General features: G+C 71.8%; 19 protein-coding genes and 7 pseudogenes. 13 read left to right on the forward strand and 13 right to left on the reverse strand.

Going from position 1 to position 24,708, the window contains the following annotated elements; all coding sequences use genetic code 11:
* The first annotated feature begins 194 nt into the window (after positions 1–194).
* A pseudogene (locus OJ254_RS04125) lies at positions 195–874 on the forward strand (class I SAM-dependent DNA methyltransferase).
* A gap of 624 nt (positions 875–1,498) precedes the next feature.
* Positions 1,499–3,536 (forward strand): annotated as a pseudogene (locus OJ254_RS04130) (SpoIIE family protein phosphatase).
* Here OJ254_RS04130 and OJ254_RS04135 read toward each other — a convergent pair.
* Positions 3,529–5,821: pseudogene (locus tag OJ254_RS04135) on the reverse strand (transglycosylase domain-containing protein). The pseudogenes OJ254_RS04130 and OJ254_RS04135 sit on opposite strands and share 8 nt — an antisense overlap.
* 309 nt (positions 5,822–6,130) lie before the next feature.
* Between OJ254_RS04135 and OJ254_RS04140 the strand changes: the two are divergent.
* The 5 genes and pseudogenes from OJ254_RS04140 (at position 6,131) to OJ254_RS04160 (ending at position 8,949) form a co-directional block, all read left to right on the forward strand.
* The gene (locus tag OJ254_RS04140; RefSeq protein WP_265361294.1) at positions 6,131–7,108 is read left to right on the forward strand and encodes an SPFH domain-containing protein; all 978 of its coding nucleotides are present in this window, start codon (positions 6,131–6,133) and stop codon (positions 7,106–7,108) included.
* Positions 7,105–7,373: pseudogene (locus OJ254_RS04145) on the forward strand (type II toxin-antitoxin system antitoxin). Before OJ254_RS04140 ends, OJ254_RS04145 begins: the two are co-directional and overlap by 4 nt.
* An 88-nt stretch (positions 7,374–7,461) precedes the next feature.
* Complete coding sequence (locus OJ254_RS04150; RefSeq protein WP_265361295.1) at positions 7,462–7,986, forward strand: PadR family transcriptional regulator; 525 nt, start codon at positions 7,462–7,464, stop codon at positions 7,984–7,986.
* Positions 7,983–8,156 (forward strand): annotated as a pseudogene (locus tag OJ254_RS04155) (ATP-binding cassette domain-containing protein); the annotation flags it as partial. The gene OJ254_RS04150 and the pseudogene OJ254_RS04155, both read left to right, overlap by 4 nt.
* 166 nt (positions 8,157–8,322) lie before the next feature.
* Positions 8,323–8,949 carry a Uma2 family endonuclease gene (locus OJ254_RS04160; RefSeq protein ID WP_265361296.1) on the forward strand — a complete coding sequence of 209 codons (627 nt, stop codon included), beginning with the start codon at positions 8,323–8,325 and terminating at the stop codon, positions 8,947–8,949.
* Between the two features lie 3 nt (positions 8,950–8,952).
* Here the strand turns inward: OJ254_RS04160 and OJ254_RS04165 are convergent, their stop codons facing one another.
* Positions 8,953–9,912 carry a hydrogen peroxide-inducible genes activator gene (locus OJ254_RS04165; RefSeq protein ID WP_265361297.1) on the reverse strand — a complete coding sequence of 320 codons (960 nt, stop codon included), beginning with the start codon at positions 9,910–9,912 and terminating at the stop codon, positions 8,953–8,955.
* A 132-nt stretch (positions 9,913–10,044) separates the two neighbouring features.
* On the opposite strand from OJ254_RS04165, the gene OJ254_RS04170 reads away from it, so the two are divergent.
* Both OJ254_RS04170 and OJ254_RS04175 read left to right on the forward strand, forming a co-directional pair.
* Positions 10,045–10,599, forward strand: coding sequence for a peroxiredoxin (locus tag OJ254_RS04170; protein WP_265361298.1), 555 nt, complete (start codon positions 10,045–10,047; stop codon positions 10,597–10,599).
* Positions 10,600–10,604: 5 nt separating this feature from the next.
* Positions 10,605–11,138: an alkyl hydroperoxide reductase gene (locus OJ254_RS04175; protein ID WP_265361299.1), complete on the forward strand. Its 534-nt coding sequence runs from the start codon at positions 10,605–10,607 to the stop codon at positions 11,136–11,138.
* 80 nt (positions 11,139–11,218) lie between these two features.
* Here OJ254_RS04175 and OJ254_RS04180 read toward each other — a convergent pair.
* The 4 genes and pseudogenes from OJ254_RS04180 to OJ254_RS04195 form a co-directional block, all read right to left on the reverse strand.
* Positions 11,219–12,720: pseudogene (locus OJ254_RS04180) on the reverse strand (AI-2E family transporter).
* Between the two features lie 123 nt (positions 12,721–12,843).
* Entirely contained in the window at positions 12,844–13,542 is a 699-nt protein-coding gene (locus OJ254_RS04185) for an aggregation-promoting factor C-terminal-like domain-containing protein (protein WP_265361300.1), read from the reverse strand.
* 452 nt (positions 13,543–13,994) lie between these two features.
* Positions 13,995–15,331: pseudogene (locus OJ254_RS04190) on the reverse strand (PhoH family protein).
* A gap of 503 nt (positions 15,332–15,834) precedes the next feature.
* Positions 15,835–16,614 (reverse strand): isoprenyl transferase, encoded by a 780-nt coding sequence (locus OJ254_RS04195; protein WP_265365039.1) that lies wholly within the window; start codon positions 16,612–16,614, stop codon positions 15,835–15,837.
* 141 nt (positions 16,615–16,755) lie between these two features.
* On the opposite strand from OJ254_RS04195, the gene mgrA reads away from it, so the two are divergent.
* Entirely contained in the window at positions 16,756–17,790 is a 1,035-nt protein-coding gene (gene mgrA / locus OJ254_RS04200; RefSeq protein WP_265361301.1) for an L-glyceraldehyde 3-phosphate reductase, read from the forward strand.
* A 266-nt stretch (positions 17,791–18,056) separates the two neighbouring features.
* On the opposite strand, the gene OJ254_RS04205 is transcribed toward mgrA, so the two are convergent.
* Positions 18,057–18,782 (reverse strand): prepilin peptidase, encoded by a 726-nt coding sequence (locus tag OJ254_RS04205; protein WP_423835997.1) that lies wholly within the window; start codon positions 18,780–18,782, stop codon positions 18,057–18,059.
* A 67-nt stretch (positions 18,783–18,849) separates the two neighbouring features.
* Here OJ254_RS04205 and OJ254_RS04210 point away from each other — a divergent pair, with 67 nt between their 5' ends.
* Positions 18,850–19,224 (forward strand): DUF192 domain-containing protein, encoded by a 375-nt coding sequence (locus OJ254_RS04210; protein ID WP_265361303.1) that lies wholly within the window; start codon positions 18,850–18,852, stop codon positions 19,222–19,224.
* A gap of 15 nt (positions 19,225–19,239) precedes the next feature.
* Here the strand turns inward: OJ254_RS04210 and OJ254_RS04215 are convergent, their stop codons facing one another.
* Positions 19,240–19,611 (reverse strand): helix-turn-helix domain-containing protein, encoded by a 372-nt coding sequence (locus tag OJ254_RS04215; protein WP_265361304.1) that lies wholly within the window; start codon positions 19,609–19,611, stop codon positions 19,240–19,242.
* A gap of 175 nt (positions 19,612–19,786) precedes the next feature.
* Between OJ254_RS04215 and OJ254_RS04220 the strand changes: the two genes are divergently transcribed.
* The gene (locus OJ254_RS04220; protein ID WP_265361305.1) at positions 19,787–21,034 is read left to right on the forward strand and encodes an MFS transporter; all 1,248 of its coding nucleotides are present in this window, start codon (positions 19,787–19,789) and stop codon (positions 21,032–21,034) included.
* Between the two features lie 49 nt (positions 21,035–21,083).
* On the opposite strand, the gene OJ254_RS04225 is transcribed toward OJ254_RS04220, so the two are convergent.
* Positions 21,084–21,665 carry a TetR/AcrR family transcriptional regulator gene (locus tag OJ254_RS04225; protein ID WP_265361306.1) on the reverse strand — a complete coding sequence of 194 codons (582 nt, stop codon included), beginning with the start codon at positions 21,663–21,665 and terminating at the stop codon, positions 21,084–21,086.
* A 102-nt stretch (positions 21,666–21,767) separates the two neighbouring features.
* On the opposite strand from OJ254_RS04225, the gene OJ254_RS04230 reads away from it, so the two are divergent.
* On the forward strand, positions 21,768–22,328 hold the full coding sequence (locus OJ254_RS04230; RefSeq protein WP_265361307.1) for an RDD family protein: 561 nt from the start codon (positions 21,768–21,770) through the stop codon (positions 22,326–22,328).
* Here the strand turns inward: OJ254_RS04230 and OJ254_RS04235 are convergent.
* The 4 genes from OJ254_RS04235 to OJ254_RS04250 form a co-directional block, all read right to left on the reverse strand.
* Entirely contained in the window at positions 22,303–22,956 is a 654-nt protein-coding gene (locus OJ254_RS04235; protein ID WP_265365040.1) for an OmpA family protein, read from the reverse strand. The genes OJ254_RS04230 and OJ254_RS04235 overlap by 26 nt on opposite strands.
* Positions 22,953–23,537, reverse strand: coding sequence for a hypothetical protein (locus OJ254_RS04240; protein WP_261955934.1), 585 nt, complete (start codon positions 23,535–23,537; stop codon positions 22,953–22,955). Before OJ254_RS04240 ends, OJ254_RS04235 begins: the two co-directional genes overlap by 4 nt.
* Before the next feature lie 111 nt (positions 23,538–23,648).
* The gene (locus OJ254_RS04245) at positions 23,649–24,317 is read right to left on the reverse strand and encodes a pilus assembly protein TadG-related protein (protein ID WP_265361308.1); all 669 of its coding nucleotides are present in this window, start codon (positions 24,315–24,317) and stop codon (positions 23,649–23,651) included.
* 20 nt (positions 24,318–24,337) lie between these two features.
* Complete coding sequence (locus OJ254_RS04250) at positions 24,338–24,502, reverse strand: hypothetical protein (protein ID WP_006603411.1); 165 nt, start codon at positions 24,500–24,502, stop codon at positions 24,338–24,340.
* Between the last annotated feature and the right edge of the window lie 206 nt (positions 24,503–24,708).

Consider the following 24,708-nt stretch of genomic DNA (forward strand, 5'->3'; position numbering starts at 1 on the left):
AGTGGGAGTGAAGGGGGCGGACCGTGGAAAGGTGCGCCTTTGGGCAAAGCTGTTCCCCGCGGGGCGAGGAGCCGGTCCGAGCCCCCTTGCTGCGCCCGGGTCTTCAAACGTAGGATCGTCCTCCGCAAGACTGCACAGGCGCAACTCCAGAACTGGAAAACGAACTTGACCGCGGTCGCAGGAGGGGCGAGGTCGTGAGCGCGAAGAGCTACGACGAGTACGAGGGCCTGAACCGGTTAGCGCTGGACCGGGCCGGGCAGGCCGAGGCGTTCGACGCCATCGGCGACCGCTACAACGACGCCTTTCCGCACAAGGAGGGCCAGCTGGCCTCCGGCACCTGGCTGGCCGGTGCCCTGCCCGCGGGCGCCGTGTCCTGGACGTCGGGTGTGGTTCGGGCCTGCCGACCGCCCGTCAGCTCTCCGACGCCGGGCACCGCGTGGTCGGTATCGATCTCTCCCCCTCCATGGTCAAGCTGGCCCGGACAACGCCCCGGGCGCGGAGTTCCACCGGCTGGACATCGCCGATCTGCGCGGCGGCCGGCTCGGCGGCCCCGGCTCCTTCGACGGTGTCGCCGCTTATTTCTCGCTGTTGATGCTGCCCCGTGCGGAAATCCCTTACGCACTGGGCCTGCTGCATGATCTGCTACGACCCGGTGGCTGCTGGCCCTGTCGATGGTCGAGGCGGACGTGGACGACTTCCCGATCCCGTTCCTGGGCAACACGATCCGGGTATCGGGTTACCTGCGGGACGACCTGCGCCGGGTCGTGCACGACGCCGGTTTCGACGTCGTCGGGAGGACGCCTACGCCTACGCCCCGGCGAGCACGGACGTACCACCCGAGATCCAGCTCTTTCTGCACCTGCGACGCGCCTGAAACGCAGCGCGTCGGGCGCGTCCCGTACGGGCTGCGCGCCCGGAACGCGGCGCGTCGGACGCGCAGCCCCGGACGGATGGAATCCCACGCGTGACGGAGCATCCCACCTCCCACGAATCGCGGCGGTCGGCCCCGACCGCCGCGCCCTCGGCGTCCCCTGCGCGGGGCCGGGCCGGACGCCGCCGCTGGGCGCCGTCCCGGACCCGCGCGGCGCCCTGCAGCGCCCCGCCACGGCCGGCTTCGTCCCGGCGGGGCCGCCGGCCGGCCGGGCCGACCGCGAGCCGCCCGCGGACCACGGCGCGGCCCGGGACGACGCGGCGATTCCGTACGGGGAGGCGTACGGGGACACCTTCGGCGGCGCGGGCGCGTACCGTGGCGCGAGCAGGTACAGCGGCGCGAACGCCTATGGCGGCGCGGACACTTACGGCGGCGACCCCTGGGGCGCCGACTCATACGGGGAGGTGGCCATGCCGGCGAGCGGGCGGCCGGGCGCGCACCGGACGGGGAGCGCGAGACGGCCCCGGCGCGGCGGCGGGTGGCACAGGGCGCGGTGGGCCGCGCGGGCACGCCGGATCCGGGCGAGGAGCCGCACCGCGGGAGCGTACGCGGCCCGGCGGCGAGGGCATCGGGCGGCCGCGGGACGGCGGCGCCGGACGGTCCCGGCCACGCGGCGGGGAGGCCGGCGGGGCGGTGCCCGGCCGGGCGCCGGCCGGGGAGGCGACCGGTGCGCAGGTGCCGGCGCCGGCCGGGCCGCCGTCGGGTCCGCCGCCCGCTCCGCTGCCGCCCGCCGGCCCGGCGCGCTCGGCGCATCCGGGCGAGAGCGGTGAGGTCGCGGCGGCCCGGCAGGCGGGCGGTGACCGGCTGCGGTTCATCGGTGCGGCGACCCGGCGGATCGCCCGCGGCATCGACCTCGACGAGATCGTGCTGGGGCTGTGCCGGGCGACGGTGCCGACCTTCGCCGACGCGATCCTGGTGTATCTGCGCGATCCGCTGCCGGTGGGCGACGAGCGGCCCACCGGGCCGGTGGTGCTGCGGCTGCGGCGCACCGACCGGATCCCGGAGGAGCCGGACACCAACGGCGGGCGGCTGCCGGTGCTGCCCGCGCAGCCCGATCTGGGCCGGCGATGGGCGGCAGCGCCGCGGAGCTGGCCGAGGTGCGGCCCGGCGGTCCGCTGGCGGAGGTACTGCGGGGCGTGCGGCCGCTGTTCGGCGAGGCGCAGGCGGCCCGGACCGCGCTGCCCGAGCTGCTGGGGCCCGATCCGCGGCTGCCCGGCGGCCACCGGTGATCCTGGCGCCGCTGCGCGGCCGGCGGCGGGTGATCGGTGCGGCGGTGTTCCTGCGCCGGCCCGACCGGCCGGCGTTCGAGCCGGACGATCTGCTGGTGGCGGCGCAGTTGGCGACGCACACCGCGCTGGGCGTCGACAAGGCGGTGCTGTACGGCCGGGAGGCGTACATCGCCGACGCGCTGCAGCGCACGATGCTGCCGGACTCGCTGCCGCAGCCGACCGGGGTGCGGCTGGCCAGCCGCTATCTGCCGGCCGCGGAGACGGCCCGGGTCGGCGGTGACTGGTACGACGCGATCCCGCTGCCGGGCAGCCGGGTGGCGCTGGTGGTCGGTGACGTCATGGGGCATTCGATGACCTCGGCGGCGATCATGGGCCAACTGCGCGCCACCGCGCAGACCCTGGCCGGTCTCGACCTGCCGCCGCAGGAGGTGCTGCACCACCTCGACGAGCAGGCCCAGCGGCTCGGTTCGGACCGGATGGCGACGTGCCTGTACGCGGTGTACGACCCGGTCGCGCACCGGATCACGATCGCCAACGCGGGCCATCCGCCGCCGCTGATGCTGCACCGCGGCGGCGCGGAGGTGCTGCGGGTGCCGCCGGGCGCGCCGATCGGTGTCGGCGGGGTGGACTTCGAGGCGGTGGAGCTGGACGCGCCGGCGGGGCCACGCTCGTGCTGTACACCGACGGTCTGGTGGAGTCGCGGATCCGGGACGTGTGGACCGGAATCGAGCAGCTGCGGGAGCGGCTGGCGGAGACGGCCCGGCTGACGGGCCCGCATCCGCCGCCGCTGGAGCCGCTGTGCGACGAGGTGCTGGACATGCTCGGGCCGGGCGACCGGGACGACGACATCGCGCTGCTGGCGGCCCGGTTCGACGGGATCGCGCCGAGCGACGTCGCGTACTGGTACCTGGACCCGAAGGCGCAGACCGCCGGGCAGGCCCGCCGGCTGGCCCGCCGGGCGCTGGCGCGCTGGGGTCTGGACGACCTCACCGATCAGCTGGAGCTGCTGGTCAGTGAGGTGGTGACGAACGCGGTGCGGTACGCCGAGCGGCCGATCACGCTGCGGCTGCTGCGCACGGACGTGCTGCGCTGCGAGGTCGGGGACGACGTGCCGCAGTTGCCGCGGCTGCGGCAGGCCCGGCCGTCGGACGAGGGCGGGGGGGCTCTACCTCGTCAACCGGATGGCCCGGCGCTGGGGCGCGACCCGGCTGAGCATGGGCAAGGTGGTCTGGTTCGAGCTGACCATGCCGCCGGGACACCGCGCCGCTGAGAGCCCGGCCCGCGGGCTCCGGCCCGTACGGCAACACCGCGGCCCCCGCCGGATCCGGCGGGGGCCGCGGTGTTGTCGTTCCGGACCGCTGCCCAGCGTCAGTTGAAGCCGGGCAGGCTGTTGGCGCCCTTGGTGCCGCCGTTGTCGTTGCCGGTGGTGCCGCCGTCGGCGCCGCTGGTGGTGCCGCTGGTGTCACCGCCGTCCACGCCGCCGTCCGGCGGGGAGGCCGTGTCGCTCGGGGTGGTCGGGCTGCTCGGGCGGCCGCTCGGGTGTGCGACGGCCGGCCGGACGGGGACGACGGGGTGCCGCTGGGCGTGCTGCTCGGGGTGCCGGTCGGCGACGGGGTCGTCGACGGGGTGGCGGTCGGCGTCGGGCTGGTGGTCGGCGGGATCGCGGCGCCCATGTCCGTCTCCAGGTCGAAGTCGCCGCCGGTGTTGCCGCCGAGCGCGTTCTGGGTGTAGTCCGCCCACACCTTGGCCGGGTAGCCGCCGCCGTTGACCCGGCCGCCGCCACCGGTGCCCTTGAGGGTCACCTGGGCACCGCCCTTGGGCGACTCGCCGAACATGCCGACCGCGGTGACCAGCTTGGGCGTGTAGCCCACGAACCACGCCGACTTGTTGTCGTCGGAGGTACCGGTCTTGCCGGCCGCCTGGTAGGCGGTGTTCTTGACGGACTCCGAGGCGGTGCCGTCGTTGACCACGCCGGTGAGGACGGAGGTCAGGGTGTCGGCGGTCCGGCGGCTGAGGACGTCCGGGCCGATCGGGTCCTTCAGCGGCAGATCGTTGTCCACGCCGTTGACGGTGTGCACGGCCTTGGTCACCACCGCGGGCGTGACCTTCTTGCCGTGGTTGTCGAACGTGGCGTACGCGCCGGCCATCTGGAGCGGGCTGGCGCCCATGGTGCCCAGGGTCATGGCCGGCTTGACGTCCATCTTGGAGCCGTCCATGCCGAGGCTGACCGCGGTCTTCTTCACGTTGTCCAGGCCGACGTCCGCGCCCATCTGTGCGAAGACCGAGTTGACGGAGTTGTTGGTGGCCGTCTGGACGGTGATCTTGTCGTAGTTGCGCTCGTCCTCGTTGGGCGGCGCGAAGGGGATGGTGCCGCCGACGACCGGACGGCGGTTGCGGCCGTCGTAGATCGTGTTCGGGGTGATCGGCACGCCGTCATGCGTGGTCGCGTTGTGCTCCATCGCCGAGGCGAGGATCAGCGGCTTGAACGTGGAGGCCGGCTGGTAGTCGGAGCGGGTCGCGTTGTTGGTGTAGTGCTTGGGATAGCCCGCACCGCCGTACATCGCCACGACGTGCCCGGTCTTCGGGTCGACCGAGGTCGCGCCCAGCTGGGCGTCCGCGTCGACCTTGCGGGTCTTGGGTTCAGGTCGGCGGTCAGCTTGTGCTTGACCGCCCGCTCCAGCGCCTTCTGCTTGTCCTTCTGGATGCCGAGGGTGATCGTCCAGCCACCGGCGTCGAACTGCTTGCCGTCGACGCCCTGGGCCATCAGCTCCCGCTTGGCCTCCGCGACGATGTAGCTGGTCTGCCCGCTGACGCCGGGCAGCGGCTTGGGGTCCTTCGGCCGCTGGAACTTCTGCTTGGCGCGCTGCTGCGGCGAGAGCCAGTGCATCTCGACCATGTTGTTCAGCGTGTACGCCCAGCGCTCCTGGACCCGCTTCTTGCCGTCCTTGGTCGCGAGGGACCAGTCGTACTGGTTCGGCGCCTGGAGCAGCGAGGCGAGGTAGGCGCCCTGCGAGACGGTGAGCTTGTCGACGTCCACGCCGTAGTAGGCGCGGGCGGCGGCCTGGATGCCGTAGGCGCCTCGGCCGTAGTAGCTGGTGTTGAGGTAGCCGGCGAGGATCTTGTCCTTGCCCAGCTTGTTGTCCACCTTCAGCGAGATGACGATCTCCTGGAGCTTGCGGCTGACCGTCTGCTCCTGCGTCAGGTAGTAGTTCTTGACGTACTGCTGGGTGATCGTCGAGCCGCCCTGCTTCCCCTTGCCCATCAGGGTGTTGAGGATGCCGCGCGCGGTGCCCATCAGGTCGACGCCGGAGTCGTGGTAGAAGTTCTTGTTCTCGGCGGCGACGAAGGTGCGCTGCACCGCCCAGGGGATCCGGTCGAGGGAGACGTTCTCGCGGTTGACCTGGCCGACCCGGGCCATGACCTTGCCGTCGGCGTACTTGTAGACGTTGCTCTGGAGCTGGGCCTGCTTGTTGCCGTCATTGGGGATGTCCACGTACAGGTACAGCCCGATGAAGCCGAGGATGCCCAGCAGGCACACCCCGAGGAAGGTTCCGAGGATCTTCTTCCAGGTGAAGAGGCGGCGTATGCCGGACTTCTTCTGCTTCGTTTTGGCCCGGCGGGCGCTCCCCTGCTGCGCCCGTCTCGCTTCCGCTCGGCCCATCGCTTCGACAACTCCAGTCGTTCCGCCCCCAGCTAACTCAGCTGTTGAAGCTAACACCGCATCTGTCAACAAATACTCATCGATCAAGGCTTTTCCTGACGTGACAAACAGCACCCGGCCCGACGGAACCATGGGGTGGGTTTTCTGCGTCGCCCGGCGCTCACCTGCGCACTTGTCGTAAATCGGGCCCGGCTCCGGGACTGGACGGCCCGGCCTCCCGTCCATTAATCTGCTATCACTTTGCTAGACCAGCGCAATCATCGAATGCGGCGGACATCACGCGCCGCATCGGGAGAAACGGGGATCTTCATGTCCGACCAACCCACGGCCGACCACCTCACCGGCCCCGCCTCCGGCGACGACCTCGCCGTGACCGCCCCCGAGATGCCCCGCCCGCAGATCCGCGAGGTCAGGGCGCACAGCATCGCGGGCGGGCTCGCCCTGCTGCTGACCGTGCTCGGCGTGGCCCTGGGCGTCGGCGCGATCGCCGTCGGCGGCTTCCTCGCCGACGGCGGCAACAAGGCGGTCGGCATACCGCTGATCCTCGCCGGCGCGGCGATCCTCCTCGGCTCGCTCTTCTGCATGACCGGCGTGAAGATGGTCGCGCCCGGCGAGGCCCGGGTCATCCAGCTCTTCGGGCGGTACGTCGGCACCATCCGCACCGACGGCCTGCGCTGGGTCAACCCGCTGACCACGGCCCGCAGCATCTCCACCCGGGTGCGCAACCACGAGACCGCGGTCCTGAAGGTCAACGACGCCTACGGCAACCCGATCGAGCTGGCCTCGGTCGTGGTCTGGCAGGTGGAGGACACCGCCCAGGCACTGTTCGAGGTCGACGACTTCCTGGAGTTCGTCGCCACCCAGGCCGAGGCGGCGGTCCGGCACATCGCGATCGAGTACCCCTATGACGCGCACGACGAGAACGCCCTGTCGCTGCGCGGCAACGCCGAGGAGATCACCGAGAAGCTCGCCCTGGAGCTGACCGCGCGGGTCCAGGCGGCCGGTGTACGGATCATCGAGTCCCGCTTCAGTCACCTCGCCTACGCTCCCGAGATCGCCTCGGCGATGCTCCAGCGCCAGCAGGCCGGCGCGGTGGTCGCGGCCCGCCAGCAGATCGTCGAGGGCGCGGTCGGCATGGTGGAGCAGGCGCTGGTGCGGATCAGCGAGCAGGGCATCGTCGAACTGGACGAGGAACGGAAGGCTGCCATGGTCAGCAATCTGATGGTGGTGCTGTGCGGCGACCGGGCCGCCCAGCCGGTACTGAACACGGGCTCGCTGTACCAGTGAGCACCGGAAACCCGGAGGAGCCCGGCGCCGAAGGCGGACGGCCCCCGCGCGACGGCCGCAGCAGCGCAAGCAGGTGCTGCTGCGGCTGGACCCGTTGATCCACGACGCACTGGCCCGCTGGGCGGACGACGAACTGCGCAGCGCCAACGCGCAGATCGAGTTCCTGCTCCGCAAGGCGCTCTCCGAGGCGGGGCGGCTGCCCCGGGGCGCGGGGGCGATCCCGCGCCGTGGCCGCCCGCCGAAGAAGCCGGACGACCAGCGATAACGCCGCACGTCGCGACGGCGGCCCCTGCCCCCTCCGCCTATACACCCCACGTATACACTGCCGGTACACTCCCGAGTAGGTGGTCGGCATGTCAATCGGTCATACGCTGCTGGGCCTTCTGGAGTCCGGTCCCCGCCACGGCTACGACCTCAAGCGGGCCTTCGACGAGCACTTCGGCCAGGACCGCCCGCTGCACTACGGGCAGGTCTACTCCACGATGTCCCGGCTGCTGAAGAACGGCCTGGTCGAGGTGGACGCCGTGGAGCCCGGCGCCGGCCCGGAGCGCAAGCGGTACGCGATCACCGAAGCCGGCGTCACCGATGTCGCCCAGTGGCTGGCCCGCCCGGAGAAGCCCGAGCCCTACCTGCAGTCGACGCTCTACACCAAGATCGTCCTGGCCCTGCTGACCGACCGCGACGCCGCCGAACTCCTCGACACCCAGCGCACCGAGCACCTGCGGCTGATGCGCGGACTGACCGAGCGCAAGCGCACCGGCGACCTCGCCGACCAACTGATCTGCGACCACGCGCTGTTCCATCTGGAGGCCGATCTGCGCTGGCTGGAGCTGACCGCCGCCCGGCTCGGCAAACTGGCGGAAGCGGTCCGGGCGTGACGCCCGAGGGATCCCTGCTCGCCGCCGAGGGCCTGCACAAGACCTACGGCCGCACCCCGGCCCTGGTCGGCGCGGACTTCTCGATCCACCCCGGTGAGGTCGTCGTCGTGACGGGCCCCTCCGGCTCCGGCAAGTCGACCCTGCTGCACTGCCTGGCCGGGATCATCACGTCACCGCCCTGAGCCTGCCGCCGCTGTGGCGCATGATGCGACCGGAGGGGCTGCGGACGGAGTGAGGAGGGTGGCGTGCCCGAACGGGTGAACGCCGCCGTACGGGACGCGTAAGGCCGGTTCTGCCTACGATGATGGCCTCGGCACAAGCCAACGGGAGGCATGCATGTCCGCAGCAGCTGTCGAGGGTCCCTACGCGCACGGCCGCGAGCCTCTGACACTCCTCGAACAGGCCGACCAGCTCATGAAGCAGCTCCCGGGCCACCGCGTCGAGATCCTCGGAGGCGTCCTCACCGTGACCCCACCCCCCGACCCTGCCCACGCCAAGGGGCTCTCCCGCCTCCGGCGTCCCTTCGTCTCGGCGGGGCTGGACGGCGGCCGGACGGAGGTACTGGAAGGTCTCGGCATGTGGCTTCCGGACGGCCCGGACGATTTCGCCGTTCCCGACCTCTCCGTGGTGGACGCCGACTTCCAGGATCACGTCGTCGAGTACGGGTGTTGCGACCCGGCGGTCTTCCGTATGGTGCTTGAGGTCACATCCGGGAACTACGCGAACGACCTGCGCACCAAGGTGGCCGCCTACGGCGGCGCGCGGGTCCCGGTGTACGTGATCGTCGACCGCAGGCATGAGCGGGTGCACGTACTCACCGAACCCATGGCGGACGGGTACTCCGTGCACCGAATTCACCTGGCCGGGGAGAAAGTCACCCTGCCCGAGTCGATCGGCGCCGAAGTCGTGCTGGATGTGGGGCAGGTGCTGGACGACGCCCGGCCGCCGGCTCGCCGTAGCTGACCCTCACCCCTTCACGATCCGCACCGGCAACCCCCGCAGCGCCCCCCGCAGGGCCTCGGCGAACTGCTCGAACTCCTCCTGGCGGGCCGCGCCCGTGCGCATGGCCAGGGCGATCCGGCGGGACGGGGCCGGGTCGGCGAAGTAGCCGGTGGTGAGCTGGTCGTTGCGGCCGGTCTCGACCCGGAGGGCGGTGCGCGGCAGCAGGGTCACGCCGAGGCCGCCGGCCACGAGTTGGACGAGGGTGGAGAGGCCCGCCGCGCTCGTCGTGACCGGGGTGTTCTCGTCGCGGCCGGCCTCCCGGCAGATGTCCAGGGCCTGGTCGCGCAGGCAGTGGCCCTCGTCGAGGAGCAGCAGGTCGAGTTCCTGGAGCGCCTGGCGGGGGATGTCGCCGCGGCCGCCGAGCCAGTGCTCCTTGGGCGCGACGAGCACGAAGTCCTCGTCGAAGAGCGGGAGTTCGGTGACCTGGGGGACGCCGAGCGGGACGGCGAGCAGGAGCAGATCGAGGCGTCCGTGCGCCAGGCCGTCGAGCAGCGACGCGGTCTGTTCCTCGTGGACCTGGAGGTCGAGGTCGGGGTAGGTCTCGTGGACCAGGCGGAGCACGGCCGGCAGGAGGTACGGCGCCACGGTCGGGATGACGCCGAGCCGGAGGACGCCGGTGAAGGGCGCGCGGGCCGCCTCGGCCTCCTCCATCAGATCGCCGACGGCCTCCAGGACCGTACGGGCCCGGGCCGCCACCCGCTCCCCCGCGGGCGACAGCAGCACCTTGCGCGTCGTACGCTCCAGCAGCTGCACCCCGAGGGCCTCCTCCAGCGCGGAGACCGCGCCGGACAGCGCGGGCTGGCTCATGCCGATCTCGGCCGCCGCCTCGCGGAAATGCAGATGCTCGGCCACCGCCGCGAACGCGCGCAGCTGGGCCAGGCTGGGCTGGCGGGGCCGTCCGTTCTGACTGGCTGGCGACACCACTGATAACCACCTCCGATCAACATTCACCAGTCTAGCTATTTCCCTGATCAATGCCTCGTGTGGCACTGTGAGTTCCGTCCAAGCCTCAAGGAAAGACCCCAAAAGGGAATTTCTACGCAACAAGGAGAGCGCGTGCTCACTGTCGGTGACAAGTTCCCCGAGTTCGACCTGACTGCCTGTGTCTCGCTGGAGAAGGGCAAGGAGTTCGAGCAGATCAACCACAAGACCTACGAGGGCAAGTGGAAGATCGTCTTCGCGTGGCCCAAGGACTTCACCTTCGTGTGCCCGACCGAGATCGCCGCGTTCGGCAAGCTGAACGAGGAGTTCGCCGACCGTGACGCGCAGGTCCTCGGCTTCTCCGGTGACTCCGAGTTCGTGCACCACGCCTGGCGCAAGGACCACCCGGACCTGACCGACCTGCCCTTCCCGATGCTCGCCGACTCGAAGCACGAGCTCATGCGCGACCTCGGCATCGAGGGCGAGGACGGCTTCGCGCAGCGCGCCGTCTTCATCGTCGACCAGAACAACGAGATCCAGTTCACGATGGTGACCGCCGGCTCCGTCGGCCGTAACCCCAAGGAGGTCCTGCGGGTCCTCGACGCCCTCCAGACGGACGAGCTGTGCCCGTGCAACTGGAGCAAGGGCGAGGACACCCTGGACCCGGTCTCGCTGCTGGCTGGTGAGTGAGACCCATGGCCCTCGATGACCTGAAGTCCGCGGTCCCGGACTACGCCAAGGACCTCAAGCTGAACCTCGGTTCGGTGATCGGCAACAGCGACCTGCCGCAGCAGCAGCTGTGGGGCACGGTCCTGGCCTGCGCGATCGCCTCCCGTTCGCCGAAGGTGCTGCGCGAGCTGGAGCCCGAGGCGAAGGCGAACCTCTCCGCCGAGGCGTACACCGCCGCCAAGTCGGCCGCCGCCATCATGGCGATGAACAACGTCTTCTACCGGACCCGGCACCTGCTGTCGGACCCGGAGTACGGCACCCTGCGCGCCGGCCTGCGGATGAACGTCATCGGCAACCCGGGCGTCGACAAGGTCGACTTCGAGCTGTGGTCGCTGGCCGTCTCGGCCATCAACGGCTGCGGCATGTGCCTGGACTCGCACGAGCAGGTGCTGCGCAAGGCCGGTGTGGAGCGCGAGACGATCCAGGAGGCGGTCAAGATCGCCTCCGTCCTGCAGGCCGTCGGCGCCACCCTGGACGCCGAGGCCGCACTCGCCGAGTGACCCGGTAGCCGTACGGCGCCCGAAACACGCAGAACCCCGCGGACGTTGCGTCGTCCGCGGGGTTCTCGCGTTGCCGGGTGCTAGCCCCGGTCCTCCTCGTCGTCGCTCCGGGTCCGCCGGACCGGCGGCGGGGTCGGTGCCACCCCGATCGCGGTGGCACCGCGCGGGCCACCGACATCCGCACCGCCTGCTCCCGGGAGTACGACCGCAGATACCCGACGGCCGTGTTGGTGACCGCCACCAGGGGCACCGCGACGACCGCACCGCCGATCCCGGCGATCAGTCCGCCGGCCGCGACCGAGAGGATCACCGCGAGCGGGTGGACCCGGACCGCCCGGCCCAGGATGAACGGCTGCAGCACATGACCCTCGATCTGCTGCACGGCCAGCACCACCGCCAGCACCATCAGCCCCGTGAACACGCCCTGGGTGACCAGCGCGACCACGCACGCCAGCGCACCCGAGACGACCGCGCCGACCAGCGGGATGAAGGCGAACAGGAAGATGAAGACGGCGAGCGGGACGGCCAGCGGCACATTGAGGAAGTACAGCCCGATGCCGATGAAGATGGCGTCGATGAGCGCCACGATGACCGTGCCGCGCACATAGGCGGTCAGGGTGCGCCAGGCCCGCGGCCCGGCGCCCGCCACGCCCTCCCGGGCCGCGCCCGGGACGAGCTTGAGCACCCACTCCCAGATCCGCCGCCCGTCGTAGAGCAGGAACAGGGTGGTGAACATGGCCAGCAGGATGCCGGTGAAGACCTCCAGGACGACGGTGACGCCCTCCAGGCCGGCCGAGGTGATCGCCTCGGTGTTGGCGCCGATGGCGTCCTGCAGGTTCTTGGCGATGCTGTTGATCTGACTCTCGGTCACATGGAACGGGCTCTTCAGCAGCCAGCCCTTGAGCTCGCTGATGCCCTCCTGGATGCGACTGGAGACCGAGTCGATGTTGTCCTGGACCTGCCACACGACGAACCAGCCGACCAGGCCCATGACCACGAAGCCGCCGATGAAGGTCAGCGCGGTGGCCGGCCCGCGCGGCAGCCCGCGCCGCCGCAGCCAGCCGACCGTCGGCTGGAGCAGCGCGGTGATCAGCATCGCCGCGATGAAGGACAGCACGACCAGCTGGATGCTGGTGATCACTTGCGCCAGCACCCAGAGCGTGGCGGCCAGCACCAGCAGTCGCCAGCCCGCCTCCGCGGCGACCCGTACGCCCCACGGCACGGCGTCGACCGGATCGGGCCGGGCCGCCACGGCCGGCGCGTACGAGGGCGGCGCGGGCACGGAGTCCGGCACCCGCGGGGCGGCCGGCGGTGCGCTCTCCGCGGCCGTGCCCGGATGCGGTACGCCGTCCCCGGCCCCCGGCAGCTGCGTACGGGGCACGGCGAGCGTGGCCACCGGCCCGGCGGCCGCCGACCCGGCGGGCACCGGCGTCACCGTGTGCTCGCCGCGCCTCAGCTCGTCGTCCGGGTCACCCGCTTCTGCCGCGGCGGCCTCGGCACGGCGGCGCTGTTCCTCCAGCCGCTGCGAGAGCCGCGTCAGACCGGCGCCGAGGCCACCGACCCACTGAGGCAATCTGGACATCTGCCTTCCTCTTCCCCTCCCGTGGCCACGTTGACGGGCACGACGTTACCCGTGCGCGACGCACGAAACCCCCGACGCGGTGCGTTCGGGGGTTTCGAGAGGCGCTGAGTGCGGCCGATGAGCCTAGTACCAGCTGTTCGCCTGCCAGAACGACCAGGCGCCGCAGGGGCTGCCGTAGCGGTCGTTCATGTAGTTCAGGCCCCACTTGATCTGGGTCGCCGGGTTCGTCTGCCAGTCGGAGCCCGCGGAGGCCATCTTCGAGCCGGGCAGCGCCTGGACGAGGCCGTAGGCGCCCGAGCCGGCGTTGGTGGCACGGTAGTTCCAGCCGGACTCGTGGCTCACGATGTTGCTGAAGCACTGGAACTGGTCGCCGGCCATCATCTGGCGCGCGATGGCCTGCGTCTCCGCGATGCTGTACGAGCTCTTGCCGACCAGGTCGCCGAGGTCGGTGCGCGAGGAGGAGCGGGACGCGGCCAGCTCCTTCTTCTTGCGCGCGTCGGCTTCCTTCTTGGCCTGCTGGTCCGCGGCGTCCTTCTTGCTCTGCGCGGTCTCCGCGGCGGCCTTGCGCGCGGCCTCCTGGGCAGACTTGAGGGCTGACGTGTCCGCCTGGGTGGACGCGTCGTCCGCCTGCTGCGTCAGGGAAGCCGTCTGCACCTGGGCCTGGGCGCCCGCGGGGATGTCGGCAATGGTCGTCGCATCGGCAGCGGTGGCCTCGGCGTTGACCGTGGCGGGCTGCCCTGCAGCGACGCCGACGACGGCGCCGACGGTGGTGACCGCGGTGGCGGATGCCACGGCGAATCCCCGGACCGAGATCCGGCTCACACGATTTCCTTCCAGCGTCGCCCGCTTAGGTGACCTCGCGGGCGCAATCGTGCCCCTGACGCTGGCCTCCCCTTGTTCCGGGCCCTGTTGAGCGGGCGGGACCGGCTGGTCACGGGAGGCACTGGCCCGGTACGTCCCCCTCGGGGTCCGCGTGGTGCTCGGGCGGCATACGGCTACTCACTATGAAGTTCGGTTGTTCTGCACCGCTGGGGGTGCGGATGCCGTATGCGGGGCCTGACAGGACCCAGACTCTGCCCGAACGACACACCGGGAATCAATTCCCGGCCGGGTGTGAAAGCTCACACCTCGTTTACCCCAGAGTATTTTCGGATATCGGCGCGCAGCAGAACGCCGCCCGGCTAAGCTCCTTCGCTTCGCCGGGCGGCGCCGCTTTACAGCGGGTCAGATCCGGACAACTGGCCGGATCCAAGCGGTTGTCCAGGGCGGACGGGTCAGACCCTGCCGTCCTCCAGCATTTCGGTCACCAGTGCCGCAATCGGCGACCGTTCCGAGCGGTTCAGGGTGACATGGGCGAAAAGCGGATGTCCTTTCAGCTTCTCGACGACCGCGACCACTCCGTCGTAGCGCCCGACCCGGAGGTTGTCCCGCTGGGCGACGTCATGGGTGAGCACGACCCGGGAGTTGGCCCCGATACGGGACAGAACCGTCAAAAGGACATTGCGCTCCAGGGACTGGGCCTCGTCCACGATGACGAACGCGTCGTGCAGCGACCGCCCGCGGATGTGGGTCAGCGGCAGCACCTCCAACATGCCGCGGCCCACCACCTCTTCGATGACGTCCTTGGTGGTCACCGCGGACAGCGTGTCGAAGACGGCCTGCGCCCAGGGGCTCATCTTCTCCGCCTCGCTGCCCGGCAGATAGCCCAGTTCCTGCCCGCCGACCGCGTACAGCGGGCGGAACACCATCACCTTGCGGTGCTGCCGGCGCTCCAGCACCGCCTCCAGACCCGCGCACAGCGCCAGCGCCGACTTGCCGGTGCCGGCCCGCCCGCCCATCGACACGATGCCGACGTCCGGGTCGAGCAGCAGGTCCAGCGCGATCCGCTGTTCGGCGCTGCGCCCGTGGATGCCGAACGCCTCCCGGTCGCCCCGGACCAGCCGGACCGTGCCGTCCGCGGTGACCCGGCCGAGCGCCTTGCCCCGCTCGGACTGCAGCACCAGGCCGGTGTGCACGGGCAGCCCGGCCGCCTCCGGTACGTACGCGGTCTCGGCGGAGAACAGGTCGTCGACCTGGTCGGCGGGGACGGTCACCTCGGCCATCCCGGTCCACCCGGAGTCGGTGATGGCGAGTTCGGCGCGGTACTCCTCGGCCAGCAGGCCCACCGAGGACGCCTTGATGCGCATCGGCAGGTCCTTGGAGACGACCGTGACGTCGAACCCCTCGGCCTGGAGGTTGCGGGCGACGGCGAGGATCCGCGAGTCGTTGTCACCCAGCCGGCTGTGCCCGTTGAGGAAGCCCGGGGGCAGGATGCCGGTGTCGGAGTGGTTCAGTTCGACCCGGAGCGTCCCGCCGAGCTCTCCGATGGGATGGGCGAGTCCAGCCGGCCGTGCTGCACCCGGTACTCGTCCAGCCGGCGCAGCGCCTGCCGGGCGAAGTAGCCGAGCTCGGGATGGTGCCGCTTGGCCTCCAGTTCCGTGACCACCACGACCGGCAGCACGACCTCGTGCTCGTCGAAGCGGGCCATGGCGCCTGGATCGGCCAGCAGCACACTGGTGTCGAGGACATAAGTGCGCCGGTCGTTGTCACGGCGCTGCTTGCTGTTCACCACGGGTGGACGAACCCCCTCGGATGAGGTTGGGGTGCGACGGCGTCGCGGGGCGATGTGCTCCCGGGGACGTGGTGCGCCCAGCTGCTGCTGGGCAGCGTCCTTGGGACCCCCGGCCATCTGATGACCGGACCGGGCTCAGGCCACGATGCACGGGCCGAGCGCCGGCCCCTCGCGTCGCCCGTGCGGTGCGCACGGATCTCCGTGATGTGCAAAGGGCCTCCCGGGCGGACGGCCCCATGCCGTCCGCTGAGATGCGGCGCCCGATGGCTTGTTCCGGACGCCGACCTGGATGGGATATTCCCTCGAACCCCCGTCGCCATGCCACGGCATATGACGCACGGTCGATGAACCTTTGGTTACGCGTGATCGCTCCGCCGGGCCGGCCGGAACGGGGGGGTGAGCGGGGCCGACCGGGTGGTTCCCGGCGAAGACGACGTCAGAAAAGCCCCGCCGGGGCCCGTTCGGGTCCGGCGGGGGCTTCGTCGCGAGGACGGCGCTGCCTGTTAGAAGCCGTAGCGGCGGTGCCGGGCCGCGTAGTCGCGCAGCGCGCGCAGGAAGTCGACCTTCCGGAACGCCGGCCAGAAGACCTCGCAGAAGTAGTACTCCGAATGGGCGCTCTGCCAGAGCATGAAGCCCGACAGCCGCTGCTCGCCGCTGGTCCGGATCACCAGGTCCGGGTCGGGCTGGCCGCGGGTGTAGAGGTGCTCCGAGATCAGGTCGATGTCGACGATCTCGGCCAGTTCCTCGAAGGAGGTGCCGCGCTCGGCGTGCTCCAGCAGCAGCGAGCGCACCGCGTCCGCGATCTCCTGCCGGCCGCCGTAGCCGACCGCGACGTTGACCAGGATGCCCTTGTTGTCGAGGGTGGTCGCCTCGGCCTCCTTGAGGACCGTCTGGGTGGCCTCGGGCAGCAGGTCACGGTTGCCGACGTGGTGCACCCGCCAGCGGCCGTCGGCGGCCAGGTCCCGCACGGTGTTCTCGATGATGCCCAGCAGCGGCTTCAGCTCGGCCTCGGGCCGGTCGAGGTTGTCCGTCGACAGCAGCCAGAGCGTGACGACCTCCACATCGGTCTCCGCGCACCAGCCGAGCAGCTCGCCGATCTTGGCCGCGCCCGCCTGGTGGCCCTGCTCGGTCGTCCGCCCGTCGGCCCGCGCCCAGCGCCGGTTGCCGTCGAGGATGACGCCGATGTGCTTGGGCACCTGGGTGTGATCCAGGCGACCCTCCACCCGCCGCGCGTAAAGCCGGTAAACCAGATTCCGCAGTGCAGGCGGATACGGGATGCGCATCCCGGAAGATCGCAGCATGTATGGTCCAGCCCCTCCGTGCCAATCGCGGTCGCCCCGTCGCCTCAAGTGGGCAACTTTAACTTCTCGGCTGTCGAGACAGCCCCATCAGGTAGGTCACAGGTACGTGATAGGGAGATGAGCATGACTGGCACCGACTACCGCGCCGCGGATTCCCGCTACGACTCGATGAAGTACCGGCGAACGGGCCGCAGCGGACTCAAACTCCCCGCTATCTCCCTTGGACTGTGGCACAACTTCGGGGACGACCGCACCCTGAGCTCCCAGCGGGCCATCCTGCGTCGCGCCTTCGACCTGGGTGTCACCCACTTCGATCTGGCCAACAACTACGGCCCGCCGCCCGGCTCCGCGGAGCTGAACTTCGGAAAGATCTTCGCGCAGGACTTCCGCGGCTACCGCGACGAGATGATTCTCTCCACCAAGGCCGGATATCTGATGCATCCGGGCCCCTACGGCGAATGGGGTTCGCGGAAATATCTCCTCTCGTCGTTGGATGCGTCACTGAAGCGGATGGGTGTCGATTACGTCGATATCTTCTACTCGCACCGCTTCGATCCGGACACCCCGCTGGAAGAGACGATGGGCGCGCTGGCCTCCGCCGTCCAGCAGGGCAAGGCGCTCTACGTCGGCGTCTCCTCCTACAACGCCGAGCAGACCCGGGACGCCGCCCGCATACTGCGCGAGATGGGCGTACGGCCGCTGATCCACCAGCCCTCGTACTCGATGATCAACCGCTGGACCGAGGACGACCTGCTGCTGGACACCCTCGAGGACGAGGGCATGGGCTGCATCTCCTTCGCGCCGCTGGCCCAGGGCATGCTCACGGACAAGTACCTCGACGGCATTCCCGAGGGCTCCCGCGCCTCCCAGGGCAAGTCCCTGGACCCGAACCTGCTCTCCGAGGAGGTCGTCCGCCGGCTGCGCGGCCTCAACGAGATCGCCGGCCGGCGCGGGCAGTCGCTGGCCCAGTTGGCCCTGGGCTGGGTGCTGCGTGACGAGCGGATGACCTCCGCGCTGATCGGCGCCAGCAGCGTCGCCCAGCTGGAGTCCAATGTCGCGGCCCTCGACGCCCCGGCCCTCACGGACGCCGAGCTCGCCGAGATCGATCAGTTCGCCACCACCACGGACGGGGTCAACATCTGGGCCCGCCGGGGCTGACCCGGGCCGGGCCCGGAGCGCCGGTTTCCGGCCATCTCCGCGGCGGCCCGTACGCCCTCCCACGGGCCGCAAAAAAAGCGGGCCGGTCCGTGGGGGGATACGGACCGGCCCGAGGGGGGGTTTCCACCATAACCCCGCGGAAGGGGTGCTGTGTGCACCGGCGCGCGCGGCGGCGTGGCTCCGGCGCGGCGACGGGGGCGGAGAGCGGGCCGTACGCCCCTGCGCCCGCGCGGGCGCAGGGGCCCCGAGGCGCCCCGGCGGGCGGGTCAGCGGGCCGCCAGCGCGGCCGGCAGCAGGCCGCAGAACGCCCCGGCGATCAGGAAAGGCCCCAGTGGCACGGCGGTTTTCCGGGCGCCGCGCCGGAGGATCAGCAGCCCGGCGCCGTAGAGCCCGCCCAGCAGCACCCCGGCCGCACCGCCCGTGACCAGGGTGCGCCAGCCGTACCACCCAAGGGCGACCCCCAGTCCGAGTGCCAGCTTGACGTCACCCAGCCCGAGTCCCGCCGGGTTGACGAGGTGCAGGATCAGGTAGCAGGCGGCGAGGACGAGGCCGGCCGGGAGGGCGCGCCACCAGGCGCCGGTGTCGCCGGTGAACCGGCCGGCGAGCCCCAGTGCCGCCGCGAGGACGGCGGCCAGCGGCAGGGTCAGCACGTCCGGCAGCCGCCGCACCCGCCAGTCGACGATCACCAGCAGCACCGCGGCCGGCGCCGCCAGCAGCCAGGCGGCGAGTTCCGGCCGCGGACCGGTGGCCGCCGCCAGGGCCGCGCAGACCAGCGCGGTGACCGCCGCGGTCGGCACCCCGGCGGGCCCGTACGCCCCGCAGGCCGGGCAGCGCCCCGGCCCCAGCCAGCCGCGGGCCGCCCCGGTGATCGGGTGTCCCCCAGGACACGTGGCGCGCCACTCCTCCTCGGGGCCGACGGCCATCCGGTGGGCGGGCCGGGGTATGAGCAGCCCGGCCGCGGCCCCGTAGGCGGCGGCGAGCACCATCAGCATCACTGGCACGCGTCGACCCTACGGGGGTCCCTCCCCCGGCACGCCGGGAGCTGATAGAACGCGGGACATGGCGCGTTGGAGGAACGGACCGGGGATGCTGTACGGCGCGGACCGTGCGGTGCCGGTGGAGATCGCGGCCTCGTACCGGGCCCGCGCCCGCGGTCTGCTGGGCCGGGACGGCATCGAGGGGGCGCTGCTGCTGACCCCGGCGAGCGGGGTGCACACCTTCCGGATGCGGTTCGCCATCGATGTGGCCTATCTGGGCCGGGACTTCAGGGTGCTGGCGGTCCGCACCATGCCGCCGGGCCGGCTGGGCCGCCCGCGGTTGCGTGCCCGGCACGTCCTGGAGGCGGCGGCCGGTGCGATGACGGACTGGGGCCTGCGTCCGGGGATGCCGCTGCGCGTCGAGCCGACGCCCGCGCCGGAGGCCGCCGGGCGCTGACCTCCGCGGCCGCGGTCACGGCCGCCAGTCGGCCACCAGCGCCAGCAGGCCGGGGAAGCGCGCCTGGAGGTCGTCCACCCGGACGTGGCTGCGCCGCTCCAGCCCGTACTGCCGCTGCCGGATCAGGCCGGCCTCCCGCAGGGTGCGGAAGTGGTGGGTGAGCGAGGACTTGGGCCGGTCCAGGCCGAACCAGCCGCAGGTGTGGTCGAACTCCTCGGCCTCCAGCAGCAGCGTGCGCACGATGTGCATGCGCAGCGGATCGCTCAGCGCGCCCATGACGACCTCCAGCCGCAGCGCGTCCCGCGCCGGTTCCGGCAGCGGTTCGGGCGCACCGGCCGGCACCGGTCGCTGTGCTCGCTCGGTCCAGGCACGTGGGGTGGACGACATCCGGCGCTCCTCCGATTCGGGGCGGTCGGGCGGCAGTTGAGGGCGGGCGCTGCGCCGCCCCTGCACAGCCCCTTTTCACAGTACGACTTGCATCGTACTGCGGAATGGCTGTACGAATCTCTTCGTACTGCTTGTACGACTCCACCCGTACAGGCCGGATGAGGAGGGGACACCCATGCCCGGAACACCCACCGTGCGGCCCGAGACCAGGCCCGCCGCGAGCCCGGCGCCGGCCGCGGCCACCGCCCCACCGCCCGTACGGGAGGTGTGGTTCGCCGCCTGGCCGGTGGTCGCGATCTTCGTGCTGTCGAACGCGGCGATGCCGCTGTACGCGGTCTGGCAGCGCCAACTCGGCTTCAGCTCCGGCACGTTGACGCTGGTCTACGCCGCGTACGTGGTCGGCCTGCTGGGCGCGCTGCTGGTGGCGGGCGTCGCCTCGGACCGGCTGGGCCGCAAGCCGGTGCTGGTCCCGGCGCTGCTGCTGGCCCTCGTCGCCTGCCTGGTCTACGCCACCGCGCCCTCGGTGGCCGCGCTCGCCGTCGCCCGGCTGCTGACCGGCGTGGCCACCGGCGCCGCCGTCTCGGCCGGGATGGCCGCGGTCACCGACCTGGCCGCCGGCCGCCGGATCGGCCCGCTGCTGGCCTCCACCGCCATGGTGCTGGGCGCGGGGATCGGCCCCGTACTGGCCGGGGTGCTCTCGGAGACCGCGCCCGCGCCGACCGTCACGGTCTTCGTCGTCGAGGGCGTCCTGCTGGTCACGGCGCTGGCGACGGTGGTCCGGATGCCGCTGCCGGCGCGCGGCGGGACGGCCGGCGCCGCGCCGGGTGCCTGGGTGCGGCTGCCCGCCGTCCCGCGTGCCAACCGCCGCCATCTCGCCCTGGGACTGGCCGCGTTCGCCCCGGGCATCAGCGCCACCGCGTTCGTCCTGTCGCTCGGCCCGTCGCTGCTCGCCGGACTCCTCGGCACGACCGACCGCGCGCTGGCGGGCGGGCTGGCGCTGGCGATGTTCCTGTCCGCCACCGGCGTGCAGTTCGCGCTGCGCCGCTTCGCGGTCCGCACGGTCCTGCTGGCTTCCGGGGCGGCCACCGTCACCGGCACGCTCGCCCTGGTCACCGCGGTCCGCACCGGCTCCCTGGCGCCGCTGGTCGTCGCGGTGCTGCTGGCCGGGGCGGGCCAGGGAGCGGGCCAGCTGGGCGGGCTGACCCTGCTGAGCCGCGAGGTCCCGGCGGCCCGCCGCGCGGAGGCCAACGCCGCGCTGAACGCGGGCGGTTACCTCCTGGCGGGCGTCCTGCCGGTCGCCGACGGCTACCTCAGCGACGCCATCGGCCTGCCGGCGGCCGCCACCACCTTCGGCCTCGCGGTCGCCGCACTCGCCGCGGGGGGTGCGGTGCTGGTGGCCCTACGGGGCGGCCAGGCGGGCTAGCGGGAGGGGCGGCCCGGACCCCCGACCCGTACCGCCCCGCACCGTCCGGTCAGAACCCGCCCATCGCCGCGTCCGCCACGCCCTCCAGCGCCGCGCGGCCGAGCCCGGCGCGGGCCGAGACCCGCAGCCCGCCGATCGTGGCGATGAGGAGGTGGGCGAGCGTGCCGGCGTCCGTCCGCGCGGTGATGTCGCCGGCCCGCTGGCCCGATTCGATCATCGCCCGGACCGCCGCCAGCCGTGCGCCGTAGTCCCGTTCCAGCGCGGCCGCGACCGAGGGGTCGTGCGCCGACACCTCGATGCAGGTGTTGACGACCAGACAGCCGCGGCCGTCCGCACCGGCCGCGCACTCGTCGTCGATCGTCCGCTGGAACAGCGCGCGGACCTTCTCCCGGGCCGGCAGCTCGCTCTCCAGCAGCGCGTGCATCTCGGCGTTCTTGCGCTCCATGTAACGGGCCAGGGCCCGTTCGAACAGGTCGTGCTTGCTCTTGAAGGTGTTGTAGATGCTGCTGCGTCCCAGCCCGGTGGCGTCACAGAGGTCCTGGGTGGACGTCGCCTCGTAGCCGGTGATCCAGAACGCTTCCATCGCGGCGTCCAGCGCCCGGTCCTCGTCGAACTGCCTGGGTCGCGCCATGACACCAACGTAGCACGATTTGAATCGCTCGATCCAATATTGTCCGGCCGGCCCCTCCGGGCGGCTTGCCGTCCCCCGTCCCCGAGTGATCACATGCGCGGCATGAACGCACCCCCTCCCGTCCTCGCCAACCCGGGCCGGCGGCTGCTCGCCGTCGTGATCGACGTGGTGATCGCCGCCGTCGCACTGTCCGTCATATCGGCCGTCATCGGCGTGGTCGTCACCGTCGGCGGCTCGGCGGACAACTCGCCCTTCTACCTGACCCTGGTGGCGGCGGTGGCGATGGTGTTCCTCTACTCACCGCTGCTGACGGCCACCTGCGGGGGCACGGTGGGCAAGCTGATCTGCGGCCTGACCGTCGTCCGGGTGGCCGACGGCCGCCGGCTGCCCTACGGGACGGCCCTGGCGCGGCACCTCGCGCACCTGGGGATGTGGGCGGTGCCGGTGCTCAGCCAGCTCGACGCGCTGTTCTGCCTCTGGGACCGGCCGTACCGGCAGTGCCTGCACGACAAGGCCGTGGGCACCCTGGTCCTGCGCACCCGGGTGCCCGCCCCGGCGTTCCCGCCGCCGTACCCGCCCCCGGGCAACTACCCTCCGCCGGGCGGCTACCCGCCCCCGGCGCCCGTGCCGCCCGCGGCTACGAACCCGCCCGCGGGAAGCTGACCTCGACCCTGCGGTTCTTCTTGCGGCCTTCCTCGGTGCTGTTGTCCGCGATCGGGTACTGCTCCCCGTAGCCGCGGATCTGGAAGCCGACCTCCGAGCCCAGGTCCTTGGCCAGCTCCTCCTGGACGGCGGTGGCCCGCTTCTTGGACAGCACCAGGCCGTGGCTCGCCGAGCCGAGGTTGTCGGTGAACCCGAAGACCCGCAGGCTGGTGGCGTGCTGCTTCCTGACCTCGTCGGCGATGGCGCCGATCCGGGACAGCGCGTCCGAGCTCAGCTCGGCGCTGTCCTTCCCGAACAGCACCTCGGCCTGCAGCGCGAACGTCACGTTGTCGTTGGTGTCCTGCCGCCGCTCCGAGCCGTCGTCGGTCTCCACGATCGACTTGATGTTGAGCACCTTGGCCGGCGCCAGCTTGGCCCCCTGCACCATCCGCAGATCGGGGTCGTGGGGGTCGATGCGGACCGGCGGGCTGGAGTCCTCGGTCACCCCCGGCGGATCGGCATGGGCGGGGGGTGCCGGCAGCGCGGCGGCCAGCAGCAGCGCGACGGCGGCCGGGACGGCGCCACGGGACGCCCGGCGCGAACGGGGGAAGCGGACACGGGGTTCACGGTCATCGGGCGGCCCGCTCAGTCCGTGATCTGCACGGTCGCCGGCGGCATGGTCGGCAACTGGAAGTCGACCTCGGTCACCTTGGCCGGCGGCGCCGGGAACTGCGCGAATATCGGGCGGCTCGCGCCCGGCATCAGCCCGCTCAGGCCCGTCGTGCACAGGCACTCGCCGTTGGTGTCCCGCAGCACCAGATAGCGCTTCTTGCCCGCCTTGTCGACGAGGGTGGCGCCCGAGATGGACGAACGGGACCGCAGCTCCGTCTCGTTGGAGCGCCAGTCGATGGCGTTGAAGGCGCGGCTGCCGTGGTTGGTGACCGTGCCGTTGACGGTGACGAAGCCCCCGGAGTCGCGGACCACGGAGTTCAGGGTGACCACGACGCCGTCCGGGCCCTTCATCTCGCCGATCACCTTGCTGGAGTCGGCCGCCGGGGTGCCGGGGCCGCCGTCCTTGGGCGTGCTGCTGCGGGCCGGCGGCTTCTTGTCGTCCGCCCGCGCGCCGCCGTCCCCGCCGCCACCGCAGCCGGCCACGACGAGAGCCAGGCCGACAGCGCTCGCCATGGCGACCGCTCCCCTGGCGGCCTTCGTGGTGCGCCGAATGCTCATGGATGCGTTTCCTTCGATCGTCGGGTGCCCGGTGCGGGTCGGTGTGGTGGTCGGTGGGCGGTCAGTGGGCCAGCCGTACGGAGAAGAGGTCGGAGGCGTCGGGGAGGTGCGTCAGGTCGCCGGCGCCGAGGGTCCATTCCTTGCCGTCGCAGGTGATCGTGACGACAGCGGGCCCGGGGTCGTCCTTGCCGCCGCCCTTGCCCCCTCCCCCGTCCTTGCCGCCCTTGCCCCCTTGCCGTCCTTGCCGTCCTTGCCGCCCTTGCCGCCGTCGTCGCTCCCGGCCGGTGCGGGGGCGCAGCGCGGGCCGACCACCGAGGTCGCCTCGGCCGACGCGTGTTTGCCCGCGGTGCCGGGGATGACCGAAGCCCCCACGGTGTTCCGGGTCCGGACGGTCACCGCGAACGAGGTCGGCCAGGAGTCCGGAACGCAGCCGGAGACCTCGGCGTCGTTGCGTCCGGCGAACCAGTCGGCGTTCTCGCAGGCCGCATCGGAGGGGACACCGCGCCCGCTCAGCAGGTCCTCCCAGGCGGCCTGGTCGCTCTCGTAACTGCCGTCGCGGACGCCGTCGAGCACGCCCTTGGCCAGCAGGTCGCGGTACTTCTGCCCGGCGGCGAGCGCGGCCGCGTCGGCGGCGGTCTGGGCACCGTTGCGGGTGGCCGCCGCCTGCCCGACGGCGAAGAAGGCGAGCGCGAGGAAGAGCAGGCCCGCGACCGCCACGAGGTAGAGCGGGAAGGCCTGCCCGGCGTCACGCGCGCCGCGGCGCGGTTCGGCGACCGTCATGGCGGTGGCGGCCCGGTGCCCTAGATGCCGACGACGTCGGAGATCTTGTTGGCGATGGCGTTGGCGATCTGGCTGCCGAAGTCCGTGGTCGACAGGACCAGGACGATCGCCACGACCACCGCGATGATGCCGAGGTACTCGATCGAGGTCTGTCCCCGGTCGTTCCCCAAAAACCGCTTCGCCATCGTCTTCCCCTCCATGGGCGGCCGCACCGCTCTGGTCCGGCTGGTCTGCCCCCGTGGTGTCGGCGCGGTCGGCCGCGCTCATGACACCAGAAAAGTACGCCGGAACGGTGTTCCCCGGACAGGGATTCCGTACCCAATCCTCTTTCGGGGACACGGGCGGAAGATACAACGGCGCGTTTCGGCCAGTGCTGCGCACCTCGTCCACC

It is taken from the genome of Streptomyces endophytica (genome assembly GCF_026153355.1).
Taxonomy (GTDB): Bacteria; Actinomycetota; Actinomycetes; order Streptomycetales; family Streptomycetaceae; genus Streptomyces; species Streptomyces endophytica.

Excerpts from the sequence above, each read along its gene's own strand:
- OJ254_RS04175 (WP_265361299.1), top strand. The coding sequence starts at position 10,605 with ATGGCCCTCGATGACCTGAAGTCCGCGGTCCCGGACTACGCCAAGGAC.
- OJ254_RS04215 (WP_265361304.1), bottom strand. The coding sequence starts at position 19,611 with ATGTCGTCCACCCCACGTGCCTGGACCGAGCGAGCACAGCGACCGGTG.
- OJ254_RS04220 (WP_265361305.1), top strand. The coding sequence starts at position 19,787 with ATGCCCGGAACACCCACCGTGCGGCCCGAGACCAGGCCCGCCGCGAGC.
- OJ254_RS04210 (WP_265361303.1), top strand. The coding sequence starts at position 18,850 with ATGGCGCGTTGGAGGAACGGACCGGGGATGCTGTACGGCGCGGACCGT.
- OJ254_RS04240 (WP_261955934.1), bottom strand. The coding sequence starts at position 23,537 with ATGAGCATTCGGCGCACCACGAAGGCCGCCAGGGGAGCGGTCGCCATG.
- OJ254_RS04205 (WP_423835997.1), bottom strand. The coding sequence starts at position 18,782 with ATGCTGATGGTGCTCGCCGCCGCCTACGGGGCCGCGGCCGGGCTGCTC.
- OJ254_RS04245 (WP_265361308.1), bottom strand. The coding sequence starts at position 24,317 with ATGACGGTCGCCGAACCGCGCCGCGGCGCGCGTGACGCCGGGCAGGCC.
- OJ254_RS04230 (WP_265361307.1), top strand. The coding sequence starts at position 21,768 with ATGAACGCACCCCCTCCCGTCCTCGCCAACCCGGGCCGGCGGCTGCTC.
- OJ254_RS04160 (WP_265361296.1), top strand. The coding sequence starts at position 8,323 with ATGTCCGCAGCAGCTGTCGAGGGTCCCTACGCGCACGGCCGCGAGCCT.
- OJ254_RS04195 (WP_265365039.1), bottom strand. The coding sequence starts at position 16,614 with ATGCGCATCCCGTATCCGCCTGCACTGCGGAATCTGGTTTACCGGCTT.
- mgrA (WP_265361301.1), top strand. The coding sequence starts at position 16,756 with ATGACTGGCACCGACTACCGCGCCGCGGATTCCCGCTACGACTCGATG.
- OJ254_RS04140 (WP_265361294.1), top strand. The coding sequence starts at position 6,131 with ATGTCCGACCAACCCACGGCCGACCACCTCACCGGCCCCGCCTCCGGC.
- OJ254_RS04150 (WP_265361295.1), top strand. The coding sequence starts at position 7,462 with ATGTCAATCGGTCATACGCTGCTGGGCCTTCTGGAGTCCGGTCCCCGC.
- OJ254_RS04225 (WP_265361306.1), bottom strand. The coding sequence starts at position 21,665 with ATGGCGCGACCCAGGCAGTTCGACGAGGACCGGGCGCTGGACGCCGCG.
- OJ254_RS04250 (WP_006603411.1), bottom strand. The coding sequence starts at position 24,502 with ATGGCGAAGCGGTTTTTGGGGAACGACCGGGGACAGACCTCGATCGAG.